The sequence below is a fragment of the Amycolatopsis sp. NPDC059657 genome, from assembly GCF_042734395.1.
Lineage (GTDB): Bacteria > Actinomycetota > Actinomycetes > Mycobacteriales > Pseudonocardiaceae > Amycolatopsis.
Window position 1 is genome coordinate 43754 of sequence record NZ_JBHWEB010000037.1, and the last position, 21591, is coordinate 65344.

The 21591-nt window shown below is 68.6% G+C and carries 23 protein-coding genes; 8 read left to right on the forward strand and 15 right to left on the reverse strand.

Going from position 1 to position 21591, the window contains the following annotated elements; all coding sequences use genetic code 11:
• Positions 1–9: 9 nt before the first annotated feature.
• The 15 genes from ACFV15_RS21175 to ACFV15_RS21245 form a co-directional block, all read right to left on the reverse strand.
• Entirely contained in the window at positions 10–654 is a 645-nt protein-coding gene (locus tag ACFV15_RS21175) for a DUF305 domain-containing protein (RefSeq protein WP_378352205.1), read from the reverse strand.
• 67 nt (positions 655–721) lie between these two features.
• Positions 722–1189 (reverse strand): hypothetical protein, encoded by a 468-nt coding sequence (locus ACFV15_RS21180; protein WP_378352206.1) that lies wholly within the window; start codon positions 1187–1189, stop codon positions 722–724.
• Between the two features lie 128 nt (positions 1190–1317).
• Positions 1318–2412 (reverse strand): saccharopine dehydrogenase NADP-binding domain-containing protein, encoded by a 1095-nt coding sequence (locus ACFV15_RS21185; protein ID WP_378352207.1) that lies wholly within the window; start codon positions 2410–2412, stop codon positions 1318–1320.
• A complete protein-coding gene (locus tag ACFV15_RS21190; RefSeq protein WP_378352208.1) occupies positions 2409–2645 on the reverse strand; it encodes a hypothetical protein in 237 nt (78 codons plus the stop codon). The genes ACFV15_RS21185 and ACFV15_RS21190 overlap by 4 nt, the downstream gene beginning before the upstream one ends.
• Positions 2646–2652: 7 nt before the next feature.
• The gene (locus ACFV15_RS21195) at positions 2653–3747 is read right to left on the reverse strand and encodes a cytochrome bc complex cytochrome b subunit (protein ID WP_378352209.1); all 1095 of its coding nucleotides are present in this window, start codon (positions 3745–3747) and stop codon (positions 2653–2655) included.
• Positions 3744–4292 (reverse strand): hypothetical protein, encoded by a 549-nt coding sequence (locus tag ACFV15_RS21200; RefSeq protein ID WP_378352210.1) that lies wholly within the window; start codon positions 4290–4292, stop codon positions 3744–3746. Before ACFV15_RS21200 ends, ACFV15_RS21195 begins: the two co-directional genes overlap by 4 nt.
• Positions 4289–5767 carry an ABC transporter permease gene (locus tag ACFV15_RS21205; RefSeq protein WP_378352211.1) on the reverse strand — a complete coding sequence of 493 codons (1479 nt, stop codon included), beginning with the start codon at positions 5765–5767 and terminating at the stop codon, positions 4289–4291. The genes ACFV15_RS21200 and ACFV15_RS21205 overlap by 4 nt, the downstream gene beginning before the upstream one ends.
• On the reverse strand, positions 5764–6468 hold the full coding sequence (locus tag ACFV15_RS21210) for an ABC transporter ATP-binding protein (RefSeq protein ID WP_378352212.1): 705 nt from the start codon (positions 6466–6468) through the stop codon (positions 5764–5766). The genes ACFV15_RS21205 and ACFV15_RS21210 overlap by 4 nt, the downstream gene beginning before the upstream one ends.
• A gap of 15 nt (positions 6469–6483) precedes the next feature.
• Positions 6484–6885: a metal-sensitive transcriptional regulator gene (locus ACFV15_RS21215; protein WP_378352213.1), complete on the reverse strand. Its 402-nt coding sequence runs from the start codon at positions 6883–6885 to the stop codon at positions 6484–6486.
• Positions 6882–7313 carry a hypothetical protein gene (locus tag ACFV15_RS21220; RefSeq protein WP_378352214.1) on the reverse strand — a complete coding sequence of 144 codons (432 nt, stop codon included), beginning with the start codon at positions 7311–7313 and terminating at the stop codon, positions 6882–6884. Before ACFV15_RS21220 ends, ACFV15_RS21215 begins: the two co-directional genes overlap by 4 nt.
• An 8-nt stretch (positions 7314–7321) precedes the next feature.
• Entirely contained in the window at positions 7322–7765 is a 444-nt protein-coding gene (locus tag ACFV15_RS21225; protein ID WP_378352215.1) for a hypothetical protein, read from the reverse strand.
• The gene (locus tag ACFV15_RS21230; protein WP_378352216.1) at positions 7762–8424 is read right to left on the reverse strand and encodes a methyltransferase family protein; all 663 of its coding nucleotides are present in this window, start codon (positions 8422–8424) and stop codon (positions 7762–7764) included. The genes ACFV15_RS21225 and ACFV15_RS21230 overlap by 4 nt, the downstream gene beginning before the upstream one ends.
• Positions 8425–8460: 36 nt before the next feature.
• Complete coding sequence (locus ACFV15_RS21235; RefSeq protein ID WP_378352238.1) at positions 8461–8736, reverse strand: SHOCT domain-containing protein; 276 nt, start codon at positions 8734–8736, stop codon at positions 8461–8463.
• A 5-nt stretch (positions 8737–8741) separates the two neighbouring features.
• Positions 8742–8990 carry a hypothetical protein gene (locus ACFV15_RS21240; protein ID WP_378352217.1) on the reverse strand — a complete coding sequence of 83 codons (249 nt, stop codon included), beginning with the start codon at positions 8988–8990 and terminating at the stop codon, positions 8742–8744.
• Complete coding sequence (locus tag ACFV15_RS21245) at positions 8987–9262, reverse strand: DUF2892 domain-containing protein (RefSeq protein WP_378352218.1); 276 nt, start codon at positions 9260–9262, stop codon at positions 8987–8989. The genes ACFV15_RS21240 and ACFV15_RS21245 overlap by 4 nt, the downstream gene beginning before the upstream one ends.
• Positions 9263–9436: 174 nt before the next feature.
• Between ACFV15_RS21245 and ACFV15_RS21250 the strand changes: the two genes are divergently transcribed.
• The 8 genes from ACFV15_RS21250 to ACFV15_RS21285 all read left to right on the forward strand — a co-directional run bounded on the left by ACFV15_RS21250 (position 9437) and on the right by ACFV15_RS21285 (position 21484).
• Positions 9437–9766: a hypothetical protein gene (locus tag ACFV15_RS21250; protein WP_378352219.1), complete on the forward strand. Its 330-nt coding sequence runs from the start codon at positions 9437–9439 to the stop codon at positions 9764–9766.
• Complete coding sequence (locus ACFV15_RS21255) at positions 9753–12293, forward strand: heavy metal translocating P-type ATPase (protein ID WP_378352220.1); 2541 nt, start codon at positions 9753–9755, stop codon at positions 12291–12293. Before ACFV15_RS21250 ends, ACFV15_RS21255 begins: the two co-directional genes overlap by 14 nt.
• Positions 12290–13765, forward strand: a complete 1476-nt coding sequence (locus tag ACFV15_RS21260) for a multicopper oxidase family protein (RefSeq protein ID WP_378352221.1) — start codon at positions 12290–12292, stop codon at positions 13763–13765. Before ACFV15_RS21255 ends, ACFV15_RS21260 begins: the two co-directional genes overlap by 4 nt.
• A gap of 19 nt (positions 13766–13784) precedes the next feature.
• Entirely contained in the window at positions 13785–14426 is a 642-nt protein-coding gene (locus ACFV15_RS21265) for a class I SAM-dependent methyltransferase (protein WP_378352222.1), read from the forward strand.
• Between the two features lie 316 nt (positions 14427–14742).
• The gene (locus ACFV15_RS21270) at positions 14743–15165 is read left to right on the forward strand and encodes a hypothetical protein (RefSeq protein ID WP_378352223.1); all 423 of its coding nucleotides are present in this window, start codon (positions 14743–14745) and stop codon (positions 15163–15165) included.
• A gap of 121 nt (positions 15166–15286) precedes the next feature.
• Complete coding sequence (locus ACFV15_RS21275) at positions 15287–18826, forward strand: DUF4365 domain-containing protein (protein WP_378352224.1); 3540 nt, start codon at positions 15287–15289, stop codon at positions 18824–18826.
• Positions 18827–18980: 154 nt separating this feature from the next.
• Positions 18981–20231 (forward strand): hypothetical protein, encoded by a 1251-nt coding sequence (locus tag ACFV15_RS21280; RefSeq protein ID WP_378352225.1) that lies wholly within the window; start codon positions 18981–18983, stop codon positions 20229–20231.
• On the forward strand, positions 20231–21484 hold the full coding sequence (locus ACFV15_RS21285; RefSeq protein WP_378352226.1) for a hypothetical protein: 1254 nt from the start codon (positions 20231–20233) through the stop codon (positions 21482–21484). Before ACFV15_RS21280 ends, ACFV15_RS21285 begins: the two co-directional genes overlap by 1 nt.
• Positions 21485–21591: the final 107 nt, after the last annotated feature.

The window sequence follows — 21591 nt, forward strand, 5'->3', positions numbered from 1 at the left end:
CCCGGGGGGTCAATTTTCCGGGAACCTGTGAGGGTCAAATTTGAAGAAGCGTTGACAGATCTCGGCCTGTTGGCCGTCGATGATCTTCTGGGCCAGGCTCTTGGCGTCAGCGTTGCTGCCTTGTGTGAGTTCGGTCTTGGCCATGTCGATGGCGCCCTGGTGGTGCTGGACCATCATCTGCAGCCACATCCGATCGAACTCGGCGCCCTTCATGCCCTGCAGCTTGGTCATGTCGGCGTCGCTCATCATGCCGGGCATCGAGTTGCTACTGCCCATGCCGGGCATCGATTGGCCGCTGGTCATGCCCGGCATGTTCATGCCGGTCGCAGCACCCCAGGTGCTCAGCCAGCCGGTCATCTGCTGGATCTCGGGGTCCTGGGCCTTCTGGATGCGACCGGCCAGGTCGGTCACCATGGCGTTGGTAGTCCTGCTGGACACGAGCTTGGCCATGTCCACGGCCTGCTGGTGATGCGGGATCATCTGCTGGGCGAACGTCGCATCGGCCTGGTTGTGGGCGCTCTGCGCGGCGGGGGCGTTCGCGGTGGAGCTCATGCTGCTCATGTCGGGGCTGCTGGTGGTTCCGCTGCAGCCGGCGAGTACGGCGCCGAGGGTCAGGACGGCCAGTGCCGTCCCGACCAGGGTCTTCCTGGTCATAGTCTTGTCAGTCCTTTGCAAGCTGTTGACGAGTCGGTTCGGGACGTGCGCGTACGCACGGTCCCTGTCACAGCCGCAGGACACAGAGCGAGGACAACAGATCTCGAACGAGCCAGGCGCGCGGTGGTCCGCGGCCGGCACTGGCCACGGCGGAGTTCGGAGCGCGCCGACCGATTGCGGTACGTGCTCGCCGCATCAGCAGCCATCCGAGTACCAGCCCGGCGAGGGTGACCAGCACGGCCAGGCACAGGTGCAGCAGGTCGTGACCGTGCCCGGAGGAGCCGGAATGGTTCGCTGCGGCATCGTGGTCGGGACAGCACGCCGAGTCCATCTCGGCCGTCACCTGATCAACCATCGCCCGCGCGGCTGATCCGGCAGGTCCCGGTGCCTCCGCGAAGGCGCTGACCATGCCCGATGGTGCGCTGTGTGTGTCTGCCGGGTGGACGGTGATCAGGCTGTGCATGCCGATCACGGCGAACGCCAGCACGGACAGCAGCATCCACCGCGAAGCTGCCGCACGCGCCGGAACAACCATGCCTTCACGGTAAGACCAGCGTCGTGCGCCTGCCGCGAGGGGGTGCTTGCTGGCGGTCGGCACACCCAGAGCAACGGCTCGCACAGCCGTCCGATTCAGCCCAGCCCTCTCGCAGCCCGGCTGCCGGGCTATCGGGCCGGCACCGGATCGGACATCGCGACCTGCAGGCCCGCTGCGGCGAGCCGGGTGAAGAACCGTGCCGGGGTGATGACCTGTTCGGGCATCCAGGCTCCCGGCTGGGAGATCTCGCCGTCGTCCAGCGAGCGCACTAGGGCGGCCGTGCTGGTCGCGGTCGCGTGCGCCTGACCCAGACCGGTCAATGTCGCGTGTGCGGTGCGGTCGTTGTGGGTCACGTCGACCCGCACCGCGTACAGCGCGTCCGGTCGTCCGGCGCAGTCCCGGCGTATCCGGCCGAGCACCGCACGAACAGGTGGCGTCGCCACGAGGTGAGTGGCTCGCGTGGTGACCAGCAGCGCCAGCAGCCGACTTATCCGGGCAGGAGTGATGGCCAGTCTGGTCTCTACGGTCCGGGCGCCGAGGGTGCGCGGATAGAGCACCTGATCGGAGAACGGGAACAGGTAGGCGCGGCGAGCATCCACCGGCGGCGGGAAGTCGACGATCCGGGGTGCGGTGAACGCCCGCATCCGGCGGTCGGTTCCGTCGACGTGGGTGTCGAAGGACATCGTCAGTTCCTGCAGCATGTAGTCGAACGAGCCTGGTCCCATCACGTCGTCGGCGCTGAGCAGCAACGCCGTTTCGATGCTGGTCGCGCCGCCGATCTTGTCTGCCAGGGCGCGCACCATCACGTTCGAGATGCCCGGCGCGATTCCCGCTCCCAGCAGAATCCGGGCGCCGGATTCGGTGGCCGCGGCGTGGATGCGTTCGTAGGCGGCGCCTCGCCCGAGTTCGGTCAGGTGCGGGGCGATGTCGGTGTAGGCCAGGCCGCGCTTGACGGCGGCTCGCAGTAGACCTCGTTCGGGCTGGTCGATGCAGTTGACCGCGATCGAGACGTTCTCCAGGGCGGCGTCGATCGTCGCGGGCTGCGTGATGTCGATCCGACGTCCCCGCACGCCGTGCCCGATCTCGGCCGCGCGGGCATCCGCTCGTTCCTGGTTTCGGCCCGCCACGACGACTCCGTCCGGGAAGTCCGTGGCCAGATCGGCCGCGATCCGGCTGCCGACCACCCCGTAGCCACCGACGATGAGAATCGACCCGGTTGTCATGCTGATCGCCTCCGGCGTTGCCGAGTTGTACGGACGCGACCGGGCTGTCCTGTGGTGAGGTATCGCAGCACCCGGACCAGCAGCAGGGCGCTGACGATCAGCAGCACCGCGCTGGCCGCGACCTGAACGTCCGCGCCGATCCCGGCCGAGCGGGCGAGGCCGTCGGCGAGCGTGCCGAGGGCGAGGACGGTGAGCGCGGTGAGGATGAGAAGGCTGCGATGGGCGCGGGTCATGGTGTCCTCACATTCCGGTGAGGTGCTGGCCGGGGGTGGTGACGGCTTCCAGTACGGTCAGCACGATCAAGGTGATGAGCACGAGCGCTCCGACGCCCATCGCGATGGGACGTTGTTTCCAGTGGCGGCGCGGGTTGCGGTCGATGAACGGCAGCGCGACGAGCAGCGCGAACAGCACTACGGCACCCCAGAGGATGCCGGACAGACCGACCCAGTTCTCCAGCGTGAACATCCACCAGTACATCCACGGCGGCCTGGTGACCTCGATCCCCTCGACCGGGGTGGGGCCGACGCCGGGCGGGAACACCGCCGCGAGCACCCCGAGGATGCCGAGCAAGAGCAGGCCGAGCGCGGCGATGCGGCGCAGGTGGTGGGTGAACGGCTCGGCCGGTTCGCCGGTTTCGGTGCGGTTGGCCGGGTTCGGGGAGATCTTGTGGCGTTTGATCAGCAGGGCGTGCAGGAACAGCAGGACGACGATCAGGCCGGGGATGATCGACACGTGGGCGACGTAGAGGCGGACCAGGATCGGCACTCCGGAGGAGAATCCGGTGCCGAACCAGAAGCCGAGCCCGCCGAGCAGCTTGCCCAGTTCCAGGTTGTGGCTGAGGGCTTCGAAGCCTTCCTGGTCCCACTTGAGCACGGTGCCGGTGAACAGCCCGCCGATGATCAGCGCGAACATGGCCACGCCGATGAGCCAGTTGCCTTCGCGGGGTCGTTTGTAGGAGCCGGTGAAGTAGATCCGCAGCAGGTGCAGGATCGCCAGCACGTACATCGCTTCCGCGGCCCAGTAGTGCACACCCCTGATCCAGCGTCCTAAGTAGACACTGTTGACGATGGCGCGGACGGACTCGTTGGCCGCGGCGGGATCAGGATTGTAGAACTGGCCGAGCACGATCCCGGTGACGATGAGGATGACCAGCGCGACCGCGGTCAGTCCGCCCAGGCTGTAGCTGATGGTGTTGGCGTGGGCGGGCACCGGGTACTGGATCGCGCGGATTCCCAGACGCTCGTCGACGGCGTCCGTGGCGCGGCGGTAGCGGCTCCGCTCATCGGGACCTGGGGCCTCGGCCGGGACCGGTGGGGTGTCGGTGGTGTGACTCATGACGGGTTCACCTCACTGGTGTCCGGGCCGGGATGGGGTAGGTGGCGCGGGCGCAGCCGCAGCGACAGCACGACGCCGCCGAGGCCGACGACGACGGAGATCGCGAGCATGATCCAGTCGCCGCCGTTGAGCGCGCCGCGACCGGCCAGCTCGTCGATCGCGGCGACGGTGCCGGTGTCCGCGCCCGTCACGGGGGCGGGCTGTCCGATCGGGACCGGTTCGGCCACGCCGGTGTGCACGCGGGCACCGATGGATTGCTCCAGCAAGCTGCGGGCCTGGTGCAGATCACCCCCGTCCGCGGCCTGTTTGGCTTGCTGCACCGACGGGATCTGAACGTTCGACGGGTCTTTGGCGCCGATCGCGTCGTTGATCTTGTCGCTGATCGCGTCCATGTCGTCCGGGGTGTTGACGATCAGGGCGATGGCCTGGCGGACCAGGTCGTAGGCGCGGTCGGTGCCTTCGTCGCCGTGCGCCCAGGCTTGGGCGGGGACGAAGGCGAGCAGGAGCACGGTCAGGACCGCACTGAGGGCCAGTCGGGATTTCATGCGGGCCTCCGGGAGGATGTGCGGCGGAACAACAGGGTCGCGAGGACGCCGAGGACGACCAGCCAGCCGAGGCCCAGCAGGAGAGGGCCGGTCGTGTCGAAGTGGCCGGTGAGGCCGCCGTCGAGCAGCACCCGGTAGGCGCCGTAGCCGGGCAGTGCCTGTGCCCAGGCCGGGGGTTCGGCGCGCAGCATGGGGCTTTGGCCGATGCCGAGGTCGAGGAACGGCACGAGGAAGGCGATGAACACGCCGCTCACGCGCCCGAAGACCGGGCCGAGGCAGACGCCGAGCAGCGCGTAGGTGGCGGCCAGCAGGAGGTTGGCGGCGATGAACACGCCCCACTGGCGGGCGTCGAACACCATCGCGGTCACTGCGAGCGAGGCGGCGGTGGTGAGCAGGACGGCGGCGGCGATCACGCCGAGGCGGGCGGCCAGCAGAGCGGGCACGCGGAAGCCTGCCAGGGCCAGGCGCTGGTCGCCGGTGCGGGCGTCGAGCACGACGAACAGCCCGGCGAGCGCGGCCAGGGAGGTGATCGCGATCGGGGTCATCGTGCCGGCATGCACGTTCGGCAGCCAGAACGTCGGCGTGACCGTGCGCCCGTCCTCCACCAGCGACAGCGAAGTCGTCTGGCCGGGAGTGATCACTTTGGACAGCCAGATGAAGATCACCGGCACGACGACGAGCAGTGCCCACAGCACCGGGTTGCGCCGGTAGTCCCGCAATCCCATGCGCAGGCCGGTGACGAGCTGCCCAGCGTGGTGGCGGGTGCGGTGTGCGACGCGGGTGGTCGTGGTGACGACCAGCACGGCGAGGACGAGTGCGCCGAGTGTCCAGGCCAGGGCCCAGCCGAGGTCGCCGAGCCGGCCGCCGTGGCGGGAAGGCAGGTCGACCATCCACAGGGTGACGAAGTGGGTGGGCAGCCAGCGCGTCGCGATCCGGTCGGGCGAGCCGAGGGCGGGGCCGAAGAAGACGTCGAGGATCCAGGCGAACAGGATCAGCACGGTGCCGTTGACCGGGCTGCGCACCAGGGCTCCCGCAAGCGCGCCGATGGCGAGGTAGATGACGGCGAACATGGCGGTGCCGGCGACCACGCGGCCGGGTTCGTCGATGCCGGTGCGGGCGGCCAACGCGAGCAGTGCTGCCGTCGCCGCGATGGCGGCGAGGCCGAGTCCGGTTAGCAGGCGGGCCGTGACCAGCCGTGCGGTGGGGAGGCCGGCCAGGACGAGGCGGCGGTCGGCGGCGCGGGCCGCGCGGGTCTGGAAGTACATGGCGATGCCGGCCAGGAATCCGGCGGCCCAGCCCGCGGTGGCGGTCTCGACGGACGGGCCGGTGCCGCCGAGCAGCTTCGCGGCGTCGGCCATCGGTCCGGCGGCCACGACGACGAACACGACCGGTACCAGGATGAGCACGAGGAGGTTGACCGGGTTGCGCCAGTAGTCGGCGAAGAAACGCCGTGCGAACACCGCGGTGTCGGTCATCTCGGCACCGCCTTGCCGTCGCGCAGGTGGACGATGCGGTCGAAGCGTTCCTCGTCGGCGACGAAGTGACTGATGATCAGCACCGTGCGGCCGGAGTCGCGGCGCTGGGCGACCAGCTGCCAGAACTTGAGGTAGGTGTCCCAGTCGAACCCGGCGTAGGGCTCGTCCAGCAGCAGCACCTCCGGGTCGGCCAGCAGCGCGAGGCCGAGGTTGAGTTTCGCGAGGGTGCCGCCGGAGAGCTGGTCGGCGCGAGTGGTCGCGTAGCGCTCGAACCCGAGTGCGGCATACAGTTCGCGGCGCGAGCGGGCCACGGCGTCGGGGGTCATGCGGTAGGCGCGGCCGAACAGGTCGAAGTGCTCGTCGCAGGTCAATCGCTCGTACACGATCGGTTCCTGTGGGCAGTAGCCCAACTGTCCTGTGTGGACGATGGTGCCCGCGTCGGGCGTGAGCGCGCCGACGAGGATCTTCATCAGGGTGGATTTGCCGGAGCCGTTTTCCCCGACCAGGCCCACCACCTCGCCGGGGGCTAGGGTGAGGTCGGTGCCGCGCAGCACCTGCTGCTGATGTCGGGCCGGCCAGATCCCACGCCGGTATGTCTTCTCTATCCCGGAGGCGATCAGGACCGGCTCACCGGCAGTACCAGGTGCTTGAGTGGTCTTGGCACTGGTCTGGATCGACCCTACGGGGGTGGCTGAGCTCATCGGGTCCACCTGGTTTCACATGGCTGGTCGGGGTTTCTCGGTGACCGTGCGCCGGTGGTCGCCGACGGGGCGAGTTGCCGGTTGTCCGGCCGGGAGCGCGCCGCTGCGGGGTGAGGACACGTTCGCGAGGAGGCCCGCGAGGTAGGCGGCGTCTTCGGCCGCCGCGGGCGCGGGCAGGTCGCCGGTGCTTACTGCGCCTAGGGCGTCGGTGAGGTGGCAGGCCAGGATGTGCTGCCCGATTGCGCGCAAGGCTCCCTGTACGGCGGCGAGCTGGATCAGGACGTCCTCGCAGGAACGGTCCTCGCCGAGCATGCGGTCGATCGCGAGGACTTGCCCGGCTGCCTGGCGCACTCGTCGACGCAACGGTGAGAGCTCTCGCTCGCGCGTGGGCTGCGTGTCGGGGGATGTCGTGGTCATGGCGCGGTCCAGGTTCCGATGGCGTCCTGTGGAAGGCCGGTGATGCGCAGTTCGACACCGGCGCCGCTGGGGACGGTGGTGGTGAAGCGGAGCGTGCCGTCGCGGTGGTGCCCGCCCGGTCCCGGCCCGCTCCAGGTGCCGCCCTGGATTGTCTGGTCGTTGACGCGCAGTTGGGACGCCGTGGCGGGGTCGAGGTCCAGGGCTCCGCTGTGGGTGGTGAACTCGACGCGGAATGCCGCGCCGGTGGTGTCCAGGGTCAGCGGGGTCATGCGGACCTCGACTGCCCCGGCCTGCACCGTGCGCGGCTCCAGCCCCGGCGTGGTGCTGGTTCGGGTGACGGCCCACCACGTCGCGGCTGCGGCGACGAGCAGGACCGCCAGCGTGAGCAGGATGATGGTGCGGCGGCGTTGGGGGGTCAAGATGCTCATGGTGACCGTCAGCCTTCCGTCGGCGTGGGCACGGGGGTGTGGCGCAGCCGCCGGGCGGCCAGCAGCACGCCGACCGCGTTGATCGCGATACCGGCGATCATGATCGGGACGCGGTAGTCGGTGAGGAACACCGCCAGCCCGGACAGCCCGACGATCGGGGCGAGATCGGCGACGTGGTGGGCGCAGCAGGCGATCATGCCCACGGTGGAGGCGCCGGCCCCAGTGCCGGCCGCCGCCTTCATCCCCGCGTGCAGGCGCTGACGGCGACGCAGCTCGACGAACAACCCGACCTGAGTGCCGAACCCGGCCAGGATCAGCGCCAGCCACGGCGCGTCGGACACGGCCTGCTGACCGAGGTGGTCGATCCCGCCGAAGCCACCGACGACCAACGCGTAGAACGCTGCCAGGCAGGCGGCGGCGATCAGGCCGGCGCGCACGCTACGAGTGGTCATGGCTGCCTCCGCGATGAGCCGGCAGCTGTGCGGTGCGAGCCCAGCCGGGGCAGGAACGCCGGAGTCCGGGCGGCGTAAGCCGTCCACTGCTCGCCGAACCGCTTCGCCACTTCGCGCTCCTCGCTGCGCGCGAGCCGGGCGTAGACCACGACCAGGATCGGGAACATGATCAGCGTGGGAATCGTGGGCCACTGCAGCAAGAACCCGATCATCACCAGCAGGAACCCGTCGTACTGCGGGTGGCGGACCCGCGCGTACGGGCCGGCGGTGGCCAGCCGGTTCTCGCGGGCCGCGTCGTGCAGGTGCCGCCACGCGACCGCGATCAGCCAGAACCCACCGCCGATCGCGACATAGCTGGCCAGGTGGAACGGGCTCAGATGCGGATCACCGGTCCAGCCGATCAGGTCGTTCCACAGGTGCCCGCCCGCGTGGGTATCGCGCAGCAGCGGGAACCGCGAGCCCAGCCACGAGCCGAGCAGATAGATCGTCAGCGGGATCCCGTACATCTCGGTGAACAGCGCCACCAGGAACGCCGTGAACACGCCCATCGCGCGCCAATCCCGCTTGGTGCGCGGATGGAAGAAACTGACCGCGAAGAACGCGAACAGCACCGTGTTCAAGATGACCAGCGGCCATAAACCGTACGCGGCATCAGCCATGACACTGTCCTTTCCGGACGCTCAGCGGCGGGTCGTTCAGGAACCGCTTGCCGACTGGGGGCTACCGCGCAGGGTGGCCAGCCGGCTCCGGTATTCCTGCTCGTCGATCTCCCCGCGCGCGAACCGCTCGGCCAGCACCTGCTCAGGTGTGGGACGCGGCGCGCCAAGGCCCTCGGGGCGCTGCGAGGAACGAGCCAGGTAGCGGACCAGGGCGACGACGCCGAAGATCACCAGACCCCAGAACAACACCATGCCGACGGTCATGAGGACGTAGCCCCAGCCGCTCATTCCGTTGCCATACCAGAACATCATCGTGATCACATCCGGTTGTCGTTGTCTCCCATGCCGCGCATCATCAGCGCCATCATCACCGTGCAAACCACGGCAGCGACCAGGAAGCCGCTGTTCACCACGCCGGTGGCGACCAAGACGATCGCGATGACGAGCATCGGGATGCAGCAGGCGATCATCAGCCAGCCATGTCCCTTGTTCCCCTGGGGTTTGTCCGGCTGGGACGGCTGGTGTGGGTCGTGGATCCGGTTTCCGGGGTCACGGGATGTGGTCATCGGGGCCTCCTCAGCGAGGGCGGCACGAAGCCGAGTTTCTGGTACAGCGGGCAGTGTCCGAGCGCGCCGGTGACCAGCAGGTCGGCTCCGGCCAGCATGAGCAGCACCAACAGCACGATCGCGACCACCGACGTGGTGCCCGTCAGCAACACGGCACCGGCGATGATCGCGGCCAGACCGAGCAGAATCCGGCCGGCCCGCTCGGTGCGGGTGATGTTGACCGTGCGCCAGCGGGGAACGACCGGCTGGTTGCGCGGCGGGGACTCGTGCATGTCACACCTCCTGCGTATGCGTGTCTTGCACCCATCACGGTCACCCTCTCTCCCGGCTGCGAGTAGGGACCTCTGGCCTCCTGTGGGGTGCCCGAGGTCCCTACCTGGGGTGGGTATGCGCGCGAAGAGTGGACAGCGCCACCAGACGTGGACCTGAGCGGATTGGGGAAAGAGGTGAGCGCGGTGATGGCGGCATACGGACAGGTCACCACCGGCTACTGGCCCGCAGTCGTGATCGGGATGGTGCTACTGGTGATCCTGATCGCGACGACGAGCGTCACGGTGAGACGCGCACGCCGCCGGCGTCGTGCCACATCGGCAGCACCGGCGGCCCCGCCCACCACGGCGACGTCAGACGCGGATGCTCCGTACCCGCGGTGCCGGGCATTGATCGCCGAGGCTCTCATCGTCCGCGAGCGCGTGTCCGGCCAGATCGACGCGGCCACCTATCAGGCACGCATGAAAGATGTCGCTTCCGGAGGAGTCGACCATGTCGAGCATTGACCTCGTCGTCGTGGTGGCCGCGGTCGTGGCCATCGCCGGACTGGGGTGGTATTTCTTCGCCCCGCGGCGCGCCCGCACCGCCGCCGTCAGTGGTGGGGTGCAGCGGCTCCAGGTCACCGTCCGGGGCGGATACAGCCCGAACGTCGTGCAGGTCCGTCAGGGCGTTCCGGTGGAGATCGAGTTCGATCGGCAGGAGAGCGGAGACTGTACCTCCCGCGTCGTCTTCCCCGACCTGCACGTCTCCGCCGCGCTGCCCGCGCACCAGCACACGACCGTCCGGTTCACTCCGAGGGAGGCGGGGTCGTTCGGGTTCGCCTGCGGCATGAACATGATCCACGGCACCCTCGTCGTCACCGCCAACGGTCACAGCGCTCCACCGGACGAGCAAGACCACGCCGCGCCTCCGGGGGCCACGGAGGCTGTGTCCGAGTCGGCGGCGGAGGTCGAAGCCGCCCAGGCTGAGGAACGGCGTGCCGAGATCACCGATCTGACGCGCCGCGTGGTGACCGGCGCGGTGCTGACCGCTCCGGTGCTGTTCGCGGTGATGGCCCAGTCGTTGTTCGGCGCGGGCTGGGTGCCCGGTGTGTTGCTGAACCACTGGCTGCAGCTCGCGTTGATCACGCCGGTGATGGTCTACGCGGGATGGCCGATCCACCGCACCGGCTGGCTGGCCCTGGCACACCGCAGTGCCGACATGAACAGTTTGATCACGCTGGGCACGGTCGCCGCGTACGGCTACAGCCTGCTCGTCACGCTCGCCCCGCAGCTGCTGCCCGCCGAGGTCCGGGAGGTGTACTTCGAAGCCGTCGGCGTGATCCTCACCCTGATCATGCTGGGCAGGCTGCTGGAAGCCCGCGCCAAGGCCGGCACCGGCGAAGCCATCCGCGCCCTGCTCGGCCTGCAGGCCCGCACCGCCCGCGTGCTGCGCGACGGTGTCGAAGCCGAGATCCCGATCGACGAGGTCGTGGTCGGTGACGAGATTCTCATCCGGCCCGGCGAGAAGATCCCGGTCGACGCCACCGTCCTGTCCGGACAGTCCGCGGTGGACGAATCGATGGTGACTGGCGAACCCATGCCCGTCACCAAGCACGCTGGGGACACCGTCATCGGCGCCACCGTCAACACCACCGGCTCCCTGCGTGTCCGTGCGGCGAAGATCGGCGCGGACACCATGCTGGCGCAGATCATCAAGATGGTCCAGACAGCCCAAGCCTCCAAGGCCCCGATTCAGCGGCTCGCCGACGCCGCCTCGGCCTACTTCGTCCCCGTGGTCATCGCGGTCGCGATCGCCACCTTCGCCGTCTGGTTCGTGACCGGCCCGACGCCGGCGGTGACGCAGGCGCTGGTGTCCGCGGTGGCCGTGCTGATCATCGCCTGCCCCTGCGCGCTCGGCCTGGCCACCCCGCTGTCGATCATGGTCGGTACCGGCAAGGGTGCCCGCGCCGGGATCCTGATCCGTTCGGCCGAAGCGCTGGAGACCGCGCACAAGCTCGACACGATCGTGCTGGACAAGACCGGCACCATCACCGCGGGCAAGCCGGCCCTGACCGATGTCCATGCGGTCGGCGGGTTCGGCGAAGACGAGTTGCTGACGCTGGTCGCCGCCGCCGAGTCCGACAGTGAGCATCCGCTGGCTACCGCGATCGTGGCCGGCGCCCGCGACCGTGGCCACGCCGTCCCCGCAGTCGAGGACTTCACCTCGGTCACCGGCAAGGGCGTCCGCGCCACCGTCGTCGGCCGCGCCGTCCTGGTCGGCACGGCCACGCTGCTGGGCGAAGCGGGTGTCGACACGAGCGCGCTCGGTCCGATCAGCGACCGGCTGTCCGCCGAGGGGAAGACGCCGATCCTGGCCGCGGTCGACGGCGAAGCGGCCGGGGTGCTCGCGGTCGCGGACACGGTCAAGGACGACTCCGTCGCCGCGATCGCCGCGCTGCGGAAACTCGGCCTCGACGTCGTCATGCTCACTGGCGACAACGCCCGCACCGCCTCGGCCATCGCCCGCCAGGTCGGTGTGACCCGCGTCCTCGCCGAGGTGCTGCCCGAGCACAAGGCCGGCGAGATCCGCCGTCTGCAGGCCGAAGGCCGCCGGGTCGGGATGGTCGGCGACGGCATCAACGACGCCCCCGCGCTCGCCCAGGCCGACGTCGGGCTGGCGATCGGCACCGGCACCGACGTGGCCATCGAGGCCGCCGACATCACGCTCATCTCCGGCTCGCTGGCCGGCGTGGTCACCGCGATCCGGCTGTCGCGGGCGACGATGCGCAACATCCGGCAGAACCTGTTCTTCGCGCTGGTTTACAACGCCGTCGGCATCCCGGTCGCCGCCGGGGTGCTGTTCCCGCTGCTCGGGTTGCGGCTTTCGCCGATGATCGCCGCCGCCGCGATGGCCCTGTCCTCGCTGTCGGTGGTCGGCAACGCCAACCGCCTGCGCCGCCACCACGTCGAACCACTCCCGCCGGCCGAAGCACCGGCAACCGAACCGCAGGTGGAAACCGGCGCCGCCCAACTCGAAGCGGCGGCCCGGTGAACGTGATCAGCCGCCGCAGCATCCTCCGCGCCGGACTCCTGGCCGCCGGCGCAGGAGTGCTGTCCGCATGCACGTCCAGCCCCGGCAGCGCGAACCTGGTACTGCCCACCGACCCGCGCATCGCCGATGCCGAAGCCCGGCGGCACGCCACCGGCCAGACCCGCACCTACCGATTGACCGCGCAGGCCGGACGAGTCGACCTCGGCGGTCCCCAGGTCACCACCTGGACTTACGACGGCACCCTGCCCGGTAAGGAAATCCGTGTCCGCGCGGGCGACACCGTCCACGCGGAACTGACCAACCGCCTGCCCGCCAGCACCAGCATCCACTGGCACGGGCTCGCCCTGCGCAACGACATGGACGGCGCCCCCGACCTCACCCAGCAAGCGATCGCTTCCGGCGCCACGTTCACCTACCAGTTCGTCGCCGGGAACCCCGGCACCCACTGGTTCCACCCGCACTCGGGCACCCAGCTCGACCGCGGTCTCTACGTGCCGCTGATCGTCGAAGACCCGGCCGAACCCGGCGACTACGACCAGGACTGGGTGATCGTGCTCGACGACTGGATCGACGGCACCGGCCGGACCCCCGACGATGTCCTGGCCACGCTCCGGCGCGGCATGGGATCCATGGGCGGCATGATGGGCTCGATGTCCGGCATGGGCGGCACCAGCCCGCTGCTCGGCGGCGACGCCGGAGATCTGCGCTACCCCTACTACCTGATCAACGGCCGCATCCCGGCAGCGCCGGCCACCTTCACCGCCCGCCCCGGACAACGCGCCCGCATCCGCATCATCAACGCCGGCTCCGACACCGCGTTCCGGGTCGCGCTCGGCGGCCACCGCCTGCGGGTAACCCACACCGACGGCTACCCGGTCCAGCCGGTCGAGACCGACAACCTGTTGATCGCCATGGGCGAGCGCTACGACGTCGTCACCACCCTCGGCGACGGCGTGTTCCCGCTCGTCGCGCTGGCCGAAGGCAAGGACGCCACCGCGCTCGCCCTAGTCCGCACCGGGGCCGGAACCCCGCCGCCTGCCACGATCCGGCTCATCGAACTTGACCGCGACCGCGTCGGCTACGACCGCCTCACGTCGGCGCCGGACGTGCGGCTACCCGTCAGGACCCCGGATGTCACACACACCTTGGATCTCACCGGCGGCATGATGAACTACGACTGGGGCATCAACGGTGCGCCGCTCGACATGAACCAGCGCCTGCTCGTCCAGCAAGGCCAGCGGGTCCGCATCGTCTTCCGCAACGGCACCATGATGTGGCACCCCATGCACATCCACGGCCACACCTTCCAGCTCGGCGAAACCGGCCCCCGTAAGGACACGGTCGCCGTCCTGCCCGGCCAGACCGTCAGCTGCGACCTGGACACGACCAACCCCGGCCAGTGGATGATCCACTGCCACAACACCTACCACGCCGAAACCGGCATGGCGACCATCCTCGGCTACCAAGCTTGACGCCAGGAGGACGACACCGATGACCGACCTCTCCCCGTTCCAGCACCCGCGCTTCGCCCGCATGTACGAGCGAACCAGCGCCGAATCCGAACAACGCGGCACCGCCGAACACCGCGACCACGCGCTCGCCGGACTCACCGGCCGAGTCATCGAGATCGGCGCCGGCAACGGCCTGAACTTCGGCCACTACCCCGGCACCGTCACCGAAGTCGTGGCCGTCGAGCCCGAGGACCGGCTGCGAGCCCTCGCCGAACGCGCCGCCAAGACCGCCCCGGTGCCGGTGCAGGTGGCCCCCGGACACGCGGAAGGCCTACCTGCCGAGGACAACAGCTTCGACGCCGCCGTTGCTTCACTCGTCCTTTGCTCGGTCGCCGACGTCAACGCGGCGCTCGCCGAGATCCGGCGCGTACTACGACCCGGCGGCGAACTGCGATTCTTCGAACACGTCCGCTCCGCCAACCGGCTCCTCGGGCTCCTCCAGGACGCCATCACCCCACTGTGGACCCGCGCCGCCGGCGGCTGCCACCCCAACCGCGACCTCGCCGCCGCCATCCGAGCCGCAGGCTTCCACATCGAACACCTCGAGCACATCCACTACGCCCCACTGCGGTTCATCCCACCCCACGCACACATCCTCGGCCGAGCCACAACACCAGACTGACGAACGTCGGTGTTCAGGCAAACGACCTCAACGACCGGCGGCCGAGGTCCGATCGTGCGAGCGCTGCTTGGACTCGCCGACGCGCTCGACCACCGCCCCATGGCGGTGAACCGGCGCTTCGCGCAGACGCTCAACGCGGTAGCCGTCTCGTTTGACGCGCGCAGCCCAGACGAACACCGACGAGCCTGGCACAGGGGATGCACACCTTGGGGGAACAGGCGAGAAATTGGCGAAAAAGCCAGTACCAGATGAACCCTCAGCAAGCCGCTGACCTGCGGTTTTGCGGCGTCCAGGGGGTTCATCTGGAGCTTCCTCTGTGGACCTTGGGGGAAGGTACTACAACACAAAACCCCAGATAGAAGTCCTGGAGAACCTGCTCCGTAAGCTACCCGACCCCACCAAACCGGCAGTTCCGCCCATCGAGCGCCCCAAACCCCGACGGGCACGCCAGCTCGACGCCGACCAGGTCCAAGAACTCATCGCCGGGTACCAGGCCGGAGCAACGGTGTACGAGCTCGGCGACCGGTTCGGCATCGAACGGCGGCCGGTCAGCAACATCCTCAAACGACACGACGTGCCGATGCACCGCCGTGGACTCTCCCCCGAGCAGGTCGACGACGCCATCCACCTCTACAGTCTCGGCTGGACGCTCGCCCGAGTCGGCGAACACCTGGGAGTCGACCACACCACCGCCAAACTTCGCGAACGCGGCATCCCCACTCGCGACACCCACGGATGACCGCGGGCCTGAAACCGATCGGCCTGTCGGCGCGGACAGCGCGGTAGGAAGGTCGGGGCTTTCACGTAGCCTTCCGCGATGGGTTTCTTGGGAGTCGCGCAAGTCGGACGGCGGTGTTGACATGACCGACAGCTCGGACACCGAACAGCTGGGCCTTGCCCTGACAAGCATCGCGTTCACCAAGTGGGGATGGGTATTTCGCAACCAGCCCATCCGCGACTACGGCATCGACGCGCACGTGGAGCCGAAGACCGGCGACGTGCCGTCGGGGCGCCTGGTGGCCCTACAGATCAAGACCGGCCAGTCCTACTTCGAGCCCACCGCAGATGGGTGGCGGTATCGCGCGAAGGGCAACGAGCGGCACCTGCACTACTGGTTGGGGCACACCCTCCCCGTCTTGATCATCCTTTGTGATCCCGAGACAGAGACCCTGTACTGGCAGCACGTGACCGCGGAGCGGATCAACTACACCCCGAACGACTGGACGATCGTCATTCCGCGCAATCAGACGATCACCCCAGACGCGAAAGACGCGATCACCGCCATCGCCTACGCGGCGATGGGCGCAACCGAAGACCCGCTGGACGAGACGATGCCCCTTCTACCGCCGTCGGCGGCGGACGCCATTCGTCGCGTCGCGGCCAGTGAGCCACGCGGAGCGTTGCGGCTGGCCGTCGCCTTGGCTCGCGGACGCCGTGAACCGCGATTGGCGGTCGAGACGGTCCTGGCCAGCAGGCCGAGCTGGTTGGAACGCGGAGGTGGCCAGTACGAAGCGGTCCTGGGTGCGTACGCGGTGGAGCACGGCCACCCCGACCTGGCGGCTCGAGCATTCACACTGGCTGCTGAGCAGGTCAACACGGGCGCAGGGCGGCTGTACGCCCTGGCCGCCGTGTTCACCGCTGGTACCGGAGACCTGCCGAAGGCGGCCGAGCTATTGGAGCACGCTGAGGCGGCCGGTGGGCCGCCCGTGCTCCTAGCGGCCGTCCGCTGGCATGTGCGGCAGTTGGACGAGGCTGGCCAGGTCCCAGCTCCAGACGCCCTCCAGGCTGCCTCACCTCACGAGCTGGCCAGCGAGCCGATGTGCCTGCTGATCCTCTGCGAGGACGCTGGCAACCGCCGCGACGTCAGCGGAGTCGTTTCGTACTCAGAGCAGGCCCTGGCGGCTGGCCCGGACAACAGCGGCCTGCAATTGCGGATGGCCGAGGCGCTGCTGTGGCGCGTGACGGACGGCTCGGCAGCTGTACCGGCGGAGGACCTGCGCCGCGTCGAGGACCTGGCCACTGCTGCCTGGCAGCAACGCCGCCGCTGGTCTGGCCCCAGCGCAGACGCGCTGACGGTGCTGTTGCGCAAGCACCTACTCGCCAGCGCATATACAACCATGATCAACCTCGCCACGCCGTCCCCGCACGGACAAGCCAGCGAGCACGAAGCACGCGAGGGCAATGTCGCCTATCTCGGCACCCTCGCGGCCCTCGCCCTGGGACAACGCGACAAGGCGACCGAGTTCGTCGACCGGGTCGACGGGACGCCGATCGCCGCCGGCCTACGCGCGCTGGTCGCCGATCCCGAACTTCCGCAGGATGAACAGGTACGGCTGTGGCGGGAGGCCCTGCCGGTCATCGATCAGCAGGACTTGCGCTTGCGCGGCCTCTACTGCCTTGCGGCGCTGGGTGCCTGGCCATTTCCCGAGCTCGACCAGGCCCGCGAATCCGGGGTCATCGATCCGACCACAGCCGACCTCTTGGCAGCCCGCAGCGAGGCCGCCCGCGGCAACGTACCGGCCGCCGTGATGCGGCTGCGCCGACATGTCGCGACGTCAGCCGGCGCGGTGGAGTTGCTGGTCGAGGTGTTGGAGAACGACGGCCAGTATGACCAAGCGCTGCAGGAGTGTGCGCGGGGAATCGCACGTTTCGGCGAGGTCGTGTTGGACGCGATGCGGCTCAACCTGCTGCTGCGCAGCGATCAACATGACGCCGCCACGGACTCGGCCGTCCAACTCCTGTCCCGCACCGATCTTCCGGCCGAGCGGCGGATGGCCCTGCGCCGCGGGCTGATCGGGTTCTACACGATGCGCGCGGACTGGGTGAACGTCGAAACGCACAGCCGAGCGGCACTCGGCGAGCACCCAGGACAGGCCGATCTTCAGTGGTCGCTGATCGGCGCCACCGTCAACCAAGGTCGCCTCGACGATGCCTGGACACGGTTCCAGCAGCTCAACCCACCGATCATCCACCGCGGCGCGCTGGGCGCGTGGATGGGGATGCACGGAAAGTTCGGGTTCACCGAGGCCGACATCACCACCGCCTTGGACAGCCTGACCCGTTGGCCCGACGATCCCGAGGTCGGCGCGCAAATCCTGACGACACTGATGCACGCGGGCGGTCGACGCACGCCAGATGGCCGTCCGGTTCTGCCCGATCTCGACGAGGCCGGTCAGCAAAGGTTCCAGGACGCTCTCCGAGACTACGTCACCCGATATCCCGACGGTCCAATCCGCGAGATCAACATCGACGGGCTGAACTTCGCCGAGATGATGCGCGCCCAGTTGGCGCCGCGCACCGAGCAGGATCGGCTGCTGGTCTGCCTGGTCAGGCAGGCACGGCTGCCCCTGGGACTGCTGGCCGCGTCCCGCGGCCGGCCGTACGCCCAGGCGCTCATCCAACGTGCCTGCGGGCCGATTGTGGCGATGACCGTGGACCCGGTTCGATTCGACCGGGAGATCGCCGCCGCGAGGACTGCACTCAACCAGTCGGTCGTGGTGGAGACCAGCGCGTTGACCACCGCCACGTTGCTTCCTGGCCGATGGCCTGCGTTGCGGGCCGTGTTCGCCGAAGTCGTGGTGCCCCGCAACGTCCTACAGGACATCCAAGTCAGCGGTGCCGAACTACGCCGCGATCCCGACAGCCTGAGCTGGATCGGATTCGACCCAGACCAGGACGCTCTGACCCTGACCGAGGCTTCCCAAGACCAGACCAGCGAGTGCATCAGCCGGATCACTGACATCGACGCCGCCGCCCGAGATCTTGTCGCTGTGGACACACCGACCCGAGAAGTCTTCCCCGATCGAGGCGGTCTGGGCGATCGCGAGGTCTGGGTTAGCCCGCTGGAAACGGCCGCACAGACAGGAAAAGCACTGTGGAGCGACGATGTCGTTGTCCGCGAACTCGCCGCAGGGCAGGGTATACCTGCATTCAGCACCCTTGCCTTGATTCACGTGCTGATCGAGGACGAACTGATCGAGGACACGCTTCGCGGCGACGTGCAGACGTTGGCCCGCGCCCATGTCGTCGACCTGACCCTGACCGCCGATGAACTCTTCGCCATCGCCCGCGACGAGAACTGGTCGCTCGGCGCCGCGGCTACCTACGTGCAGCGCGGCGGCTTCTGGTCCCACTACGACAGCGCACTCACCGACTGCCTGCCCATTTTCGAGAACGTCCACGCACACGAACCCGACCTGCTTGTCGCATGGCTGGTCAGCGTGTGCATGGGTGTCGCCGACCACGTGGCGAACGATGCGTTAGACCACGCCCTTGGCCTGGTCGCCGAGACCATCGCCGACCATCTGGCCGTCGATGCACCAACTCGAGACGTACTGCACGACGCCGCCATCACCGCAGCTGAAACCATTCGACGGCAGCGGAGCGAGCGTGATCAATAGCCGCGTAGCGGCCCGCGGCACCGGCGGCCGACTGGTTCGGCTCTTGCCGCTGGACGCGGCCGACCTTCAGTGATGCAGGGCCAGGGCCTGCAAAAGCGTAGCTGTCCGTTACGCTCGTGGGTCCAGCCTTCACGGATCACGTCCAGGGGGATTCTTGATCAGCGACGCTCAGCTCATCCTGGGTTTTTCTCGGCACCTGACCGCTTACTCTGTGTCGGCTGTGCACGCCGAACTGGAAACGTTGCGGTTTGCCGGGCAGGTCTACGAGATGGCGTGGCGGCTGCGTAACGCCCAAGTTTCGTCAGCCGAGCGAGTGCGAGCCATCGGCATCGAAGCCAAGATCGGACCGTTGGATCTTGACCGGTATGTGCTGCCTACGATGGAACAGCTGGGCTGGGTGCAGTGCGACCGGCAACCCGACGGGGGCCTGGTCAGCGTGTCGGCCTTCGTCCCGCCGAACGCCGAGCTGTTGGGTGCGACGGATCGACTGCTGGGCATGCTGCTTGCCACGCCGACACAGCGCGCCGCGCTGGAGATCATGCGGGCGACCTCCATCCAGCCGCTGGAGCGCCAGGCGGCTCTGCACGCAGGCTCTGGGCACGGGGACGAGGCTGCCGAGCGGGCACTGAGCTGCTTGATCACCGTCAACCTCGTGCGCGAGGTACAGAGCGAAGACGGCCGCGTGGCGGTCTTCAACCCGAACATCTGGGTCGGTGACGCCGAGATGGTGAAGGCCGCGCTCCGTACTGAGGACGCGCGCGTGCAGCGGGAGGTCGGTGCGCTGATCGAGGAGGTCATGGCCTCGCCCGGCATCCCGGAAGAGCACGTCAAGAGCACAGAGCAGCGGTGGATCGACTTCGCCGTCAGCGCCGGGCTGGTCGAGCGGTCCCAGGTCGTCGCCACCAGCGACAAAAAACTACTCTTCACGCCACACCTGCATCGAGACCCGTTCGGTACCGACCCCCGCGACCCGTCCGGCCACATTCGCCAGCTCGTCGGCAGCATGATCTACGCAGCAACGTTCGCGTCCTGGAAGCTCAACAGCCCTGGCGCGTTCCTAAATGTCCTCATCCGCGACGGCGAAGCCGGCAATCACGAGCGCATCGCGGAGGACTACGCGATGCTCGAGACCGCAGGAACCATCGAAGTCGTCGGCGATGGCCGCCATGCCCGGATGCGCCTGCTGCAGGCCGACGTCGCAGAGCAAGCACTCAAGATCCTCGACGCGCGCGGCAACACCACCGGCGGCGAGAACACCACCTTTGCCGGGATCGGCGAGCAACGCTCGTACAACCACCTGGAACGCGAGCGCGCCCAGGTCGCCAACTCAGTTGTATTGGACGACGCCGACTCGCGGCGGTTCATGTCAGCATTGCGCGACACGACGGCCCGGAGGAACTTCTAGTGGCGGCCACCCAGACCAACCGCAGCCGCCCCGAGGACCCAGGTGCGGACCTGGAACGGCGGGTGGGACGCCTCGAGTTCGCCGAGGGCGCCCTAGCTCGCCTGCGGGTCCCGCTGCGGGTAGCCGCCGACCGGGGTCGCGAAATCCTGACCGACCTCGACGTGCTCGCGGTCGACATCGACGGTCGGCTGCGGGCGAGCCTGTCGGTGTTGGAATGCAAGACCACCAAGGGACAGTCAGGCGAACCGGACCGGCTGTTGTGGCTGTCCGGGCTACAGCGCCTCACCGGCACCCAGCGGGCCGTCCTCGTCCGCCAAACCATCACCCGCCGCGGCCGGGCCATCGCACAGGCACTGGATCTGCAGATCATGGACATGCAGACCCTCGCCTCCAGGGAGCAGGGCCACGCCTGGGTACCCGAACGATTCGCCCACATCCAGGGCCCTGGCTGTGAACAAGCGGAACGGCGCACCGACACCCAGCTCAAGGGACTCAACCACATCCCCGGCGGCCTGGTGGCGTTTCTTCGTGCCGATAGCCTGCTAGCCGACTCGCCCGAAATTCTTAACGCGCTGGTCGCGCTGAACTCCGCCACACGCCAGGGCGTCGTCCCGAATCCGACCGGGCTGATCCTCGCCAGCCACGCCCTAATCGCGCTACTGCTGGCCGCCATCCGCGACGCCTCCCGACTAGACGTCGTACCCGCCGGCGACCTGCAGGAACGGGTCGCCCGCGCGGTCACACTCGGCGATCCCGACAACAGCCAGATCCTGGCAATCCTCAGCCAGGCAGACGAACTCGTCCAACACCAAGTTCGGCGCATCCACGACAGCTACACCAAGGTCGGCGCTACCCGGCAGGACATCGCCGTCACCAGCCTGAAATCCATTGTCGCCGAACCACCCGCTTGGCTTGACCGCTACATCGACCTGGTCACCAAGCTGCGCGCCAACCCCGCGATCGCGCGGGACCTCGTCCAGACCGCCGAACTGGCCTGCTTCGACGCACGCTGCGGCGACCACGCCTATGCCGAGGCGGCCTTCGACCATCTGTACACCCCCGAACACCGATACCTCTTGGTAACGGCCATAAAGGTGCTGCGCGACATCGTCGGCAACCAGCTCGCCGACTCAGTGGGGGAATTCGACGACCTGGACTTCAGCCGGGCCGCACCGACCATCCCCGACCGGTCCGCCGTGCAAGCTGAGCACGCCACCCCCAAGCTCGCTCACGAGGTGCGGCCCGCCGAGTAGCGCCGTACCGGCAAACGGTGCTCGGGTTGGCCTCAACGGGACTGGAGTTTCTGCCGAAACCGCGTGCGGCTTCGCGGCCGTTGCGAGCGTCAACTGCTTCTCCCGCT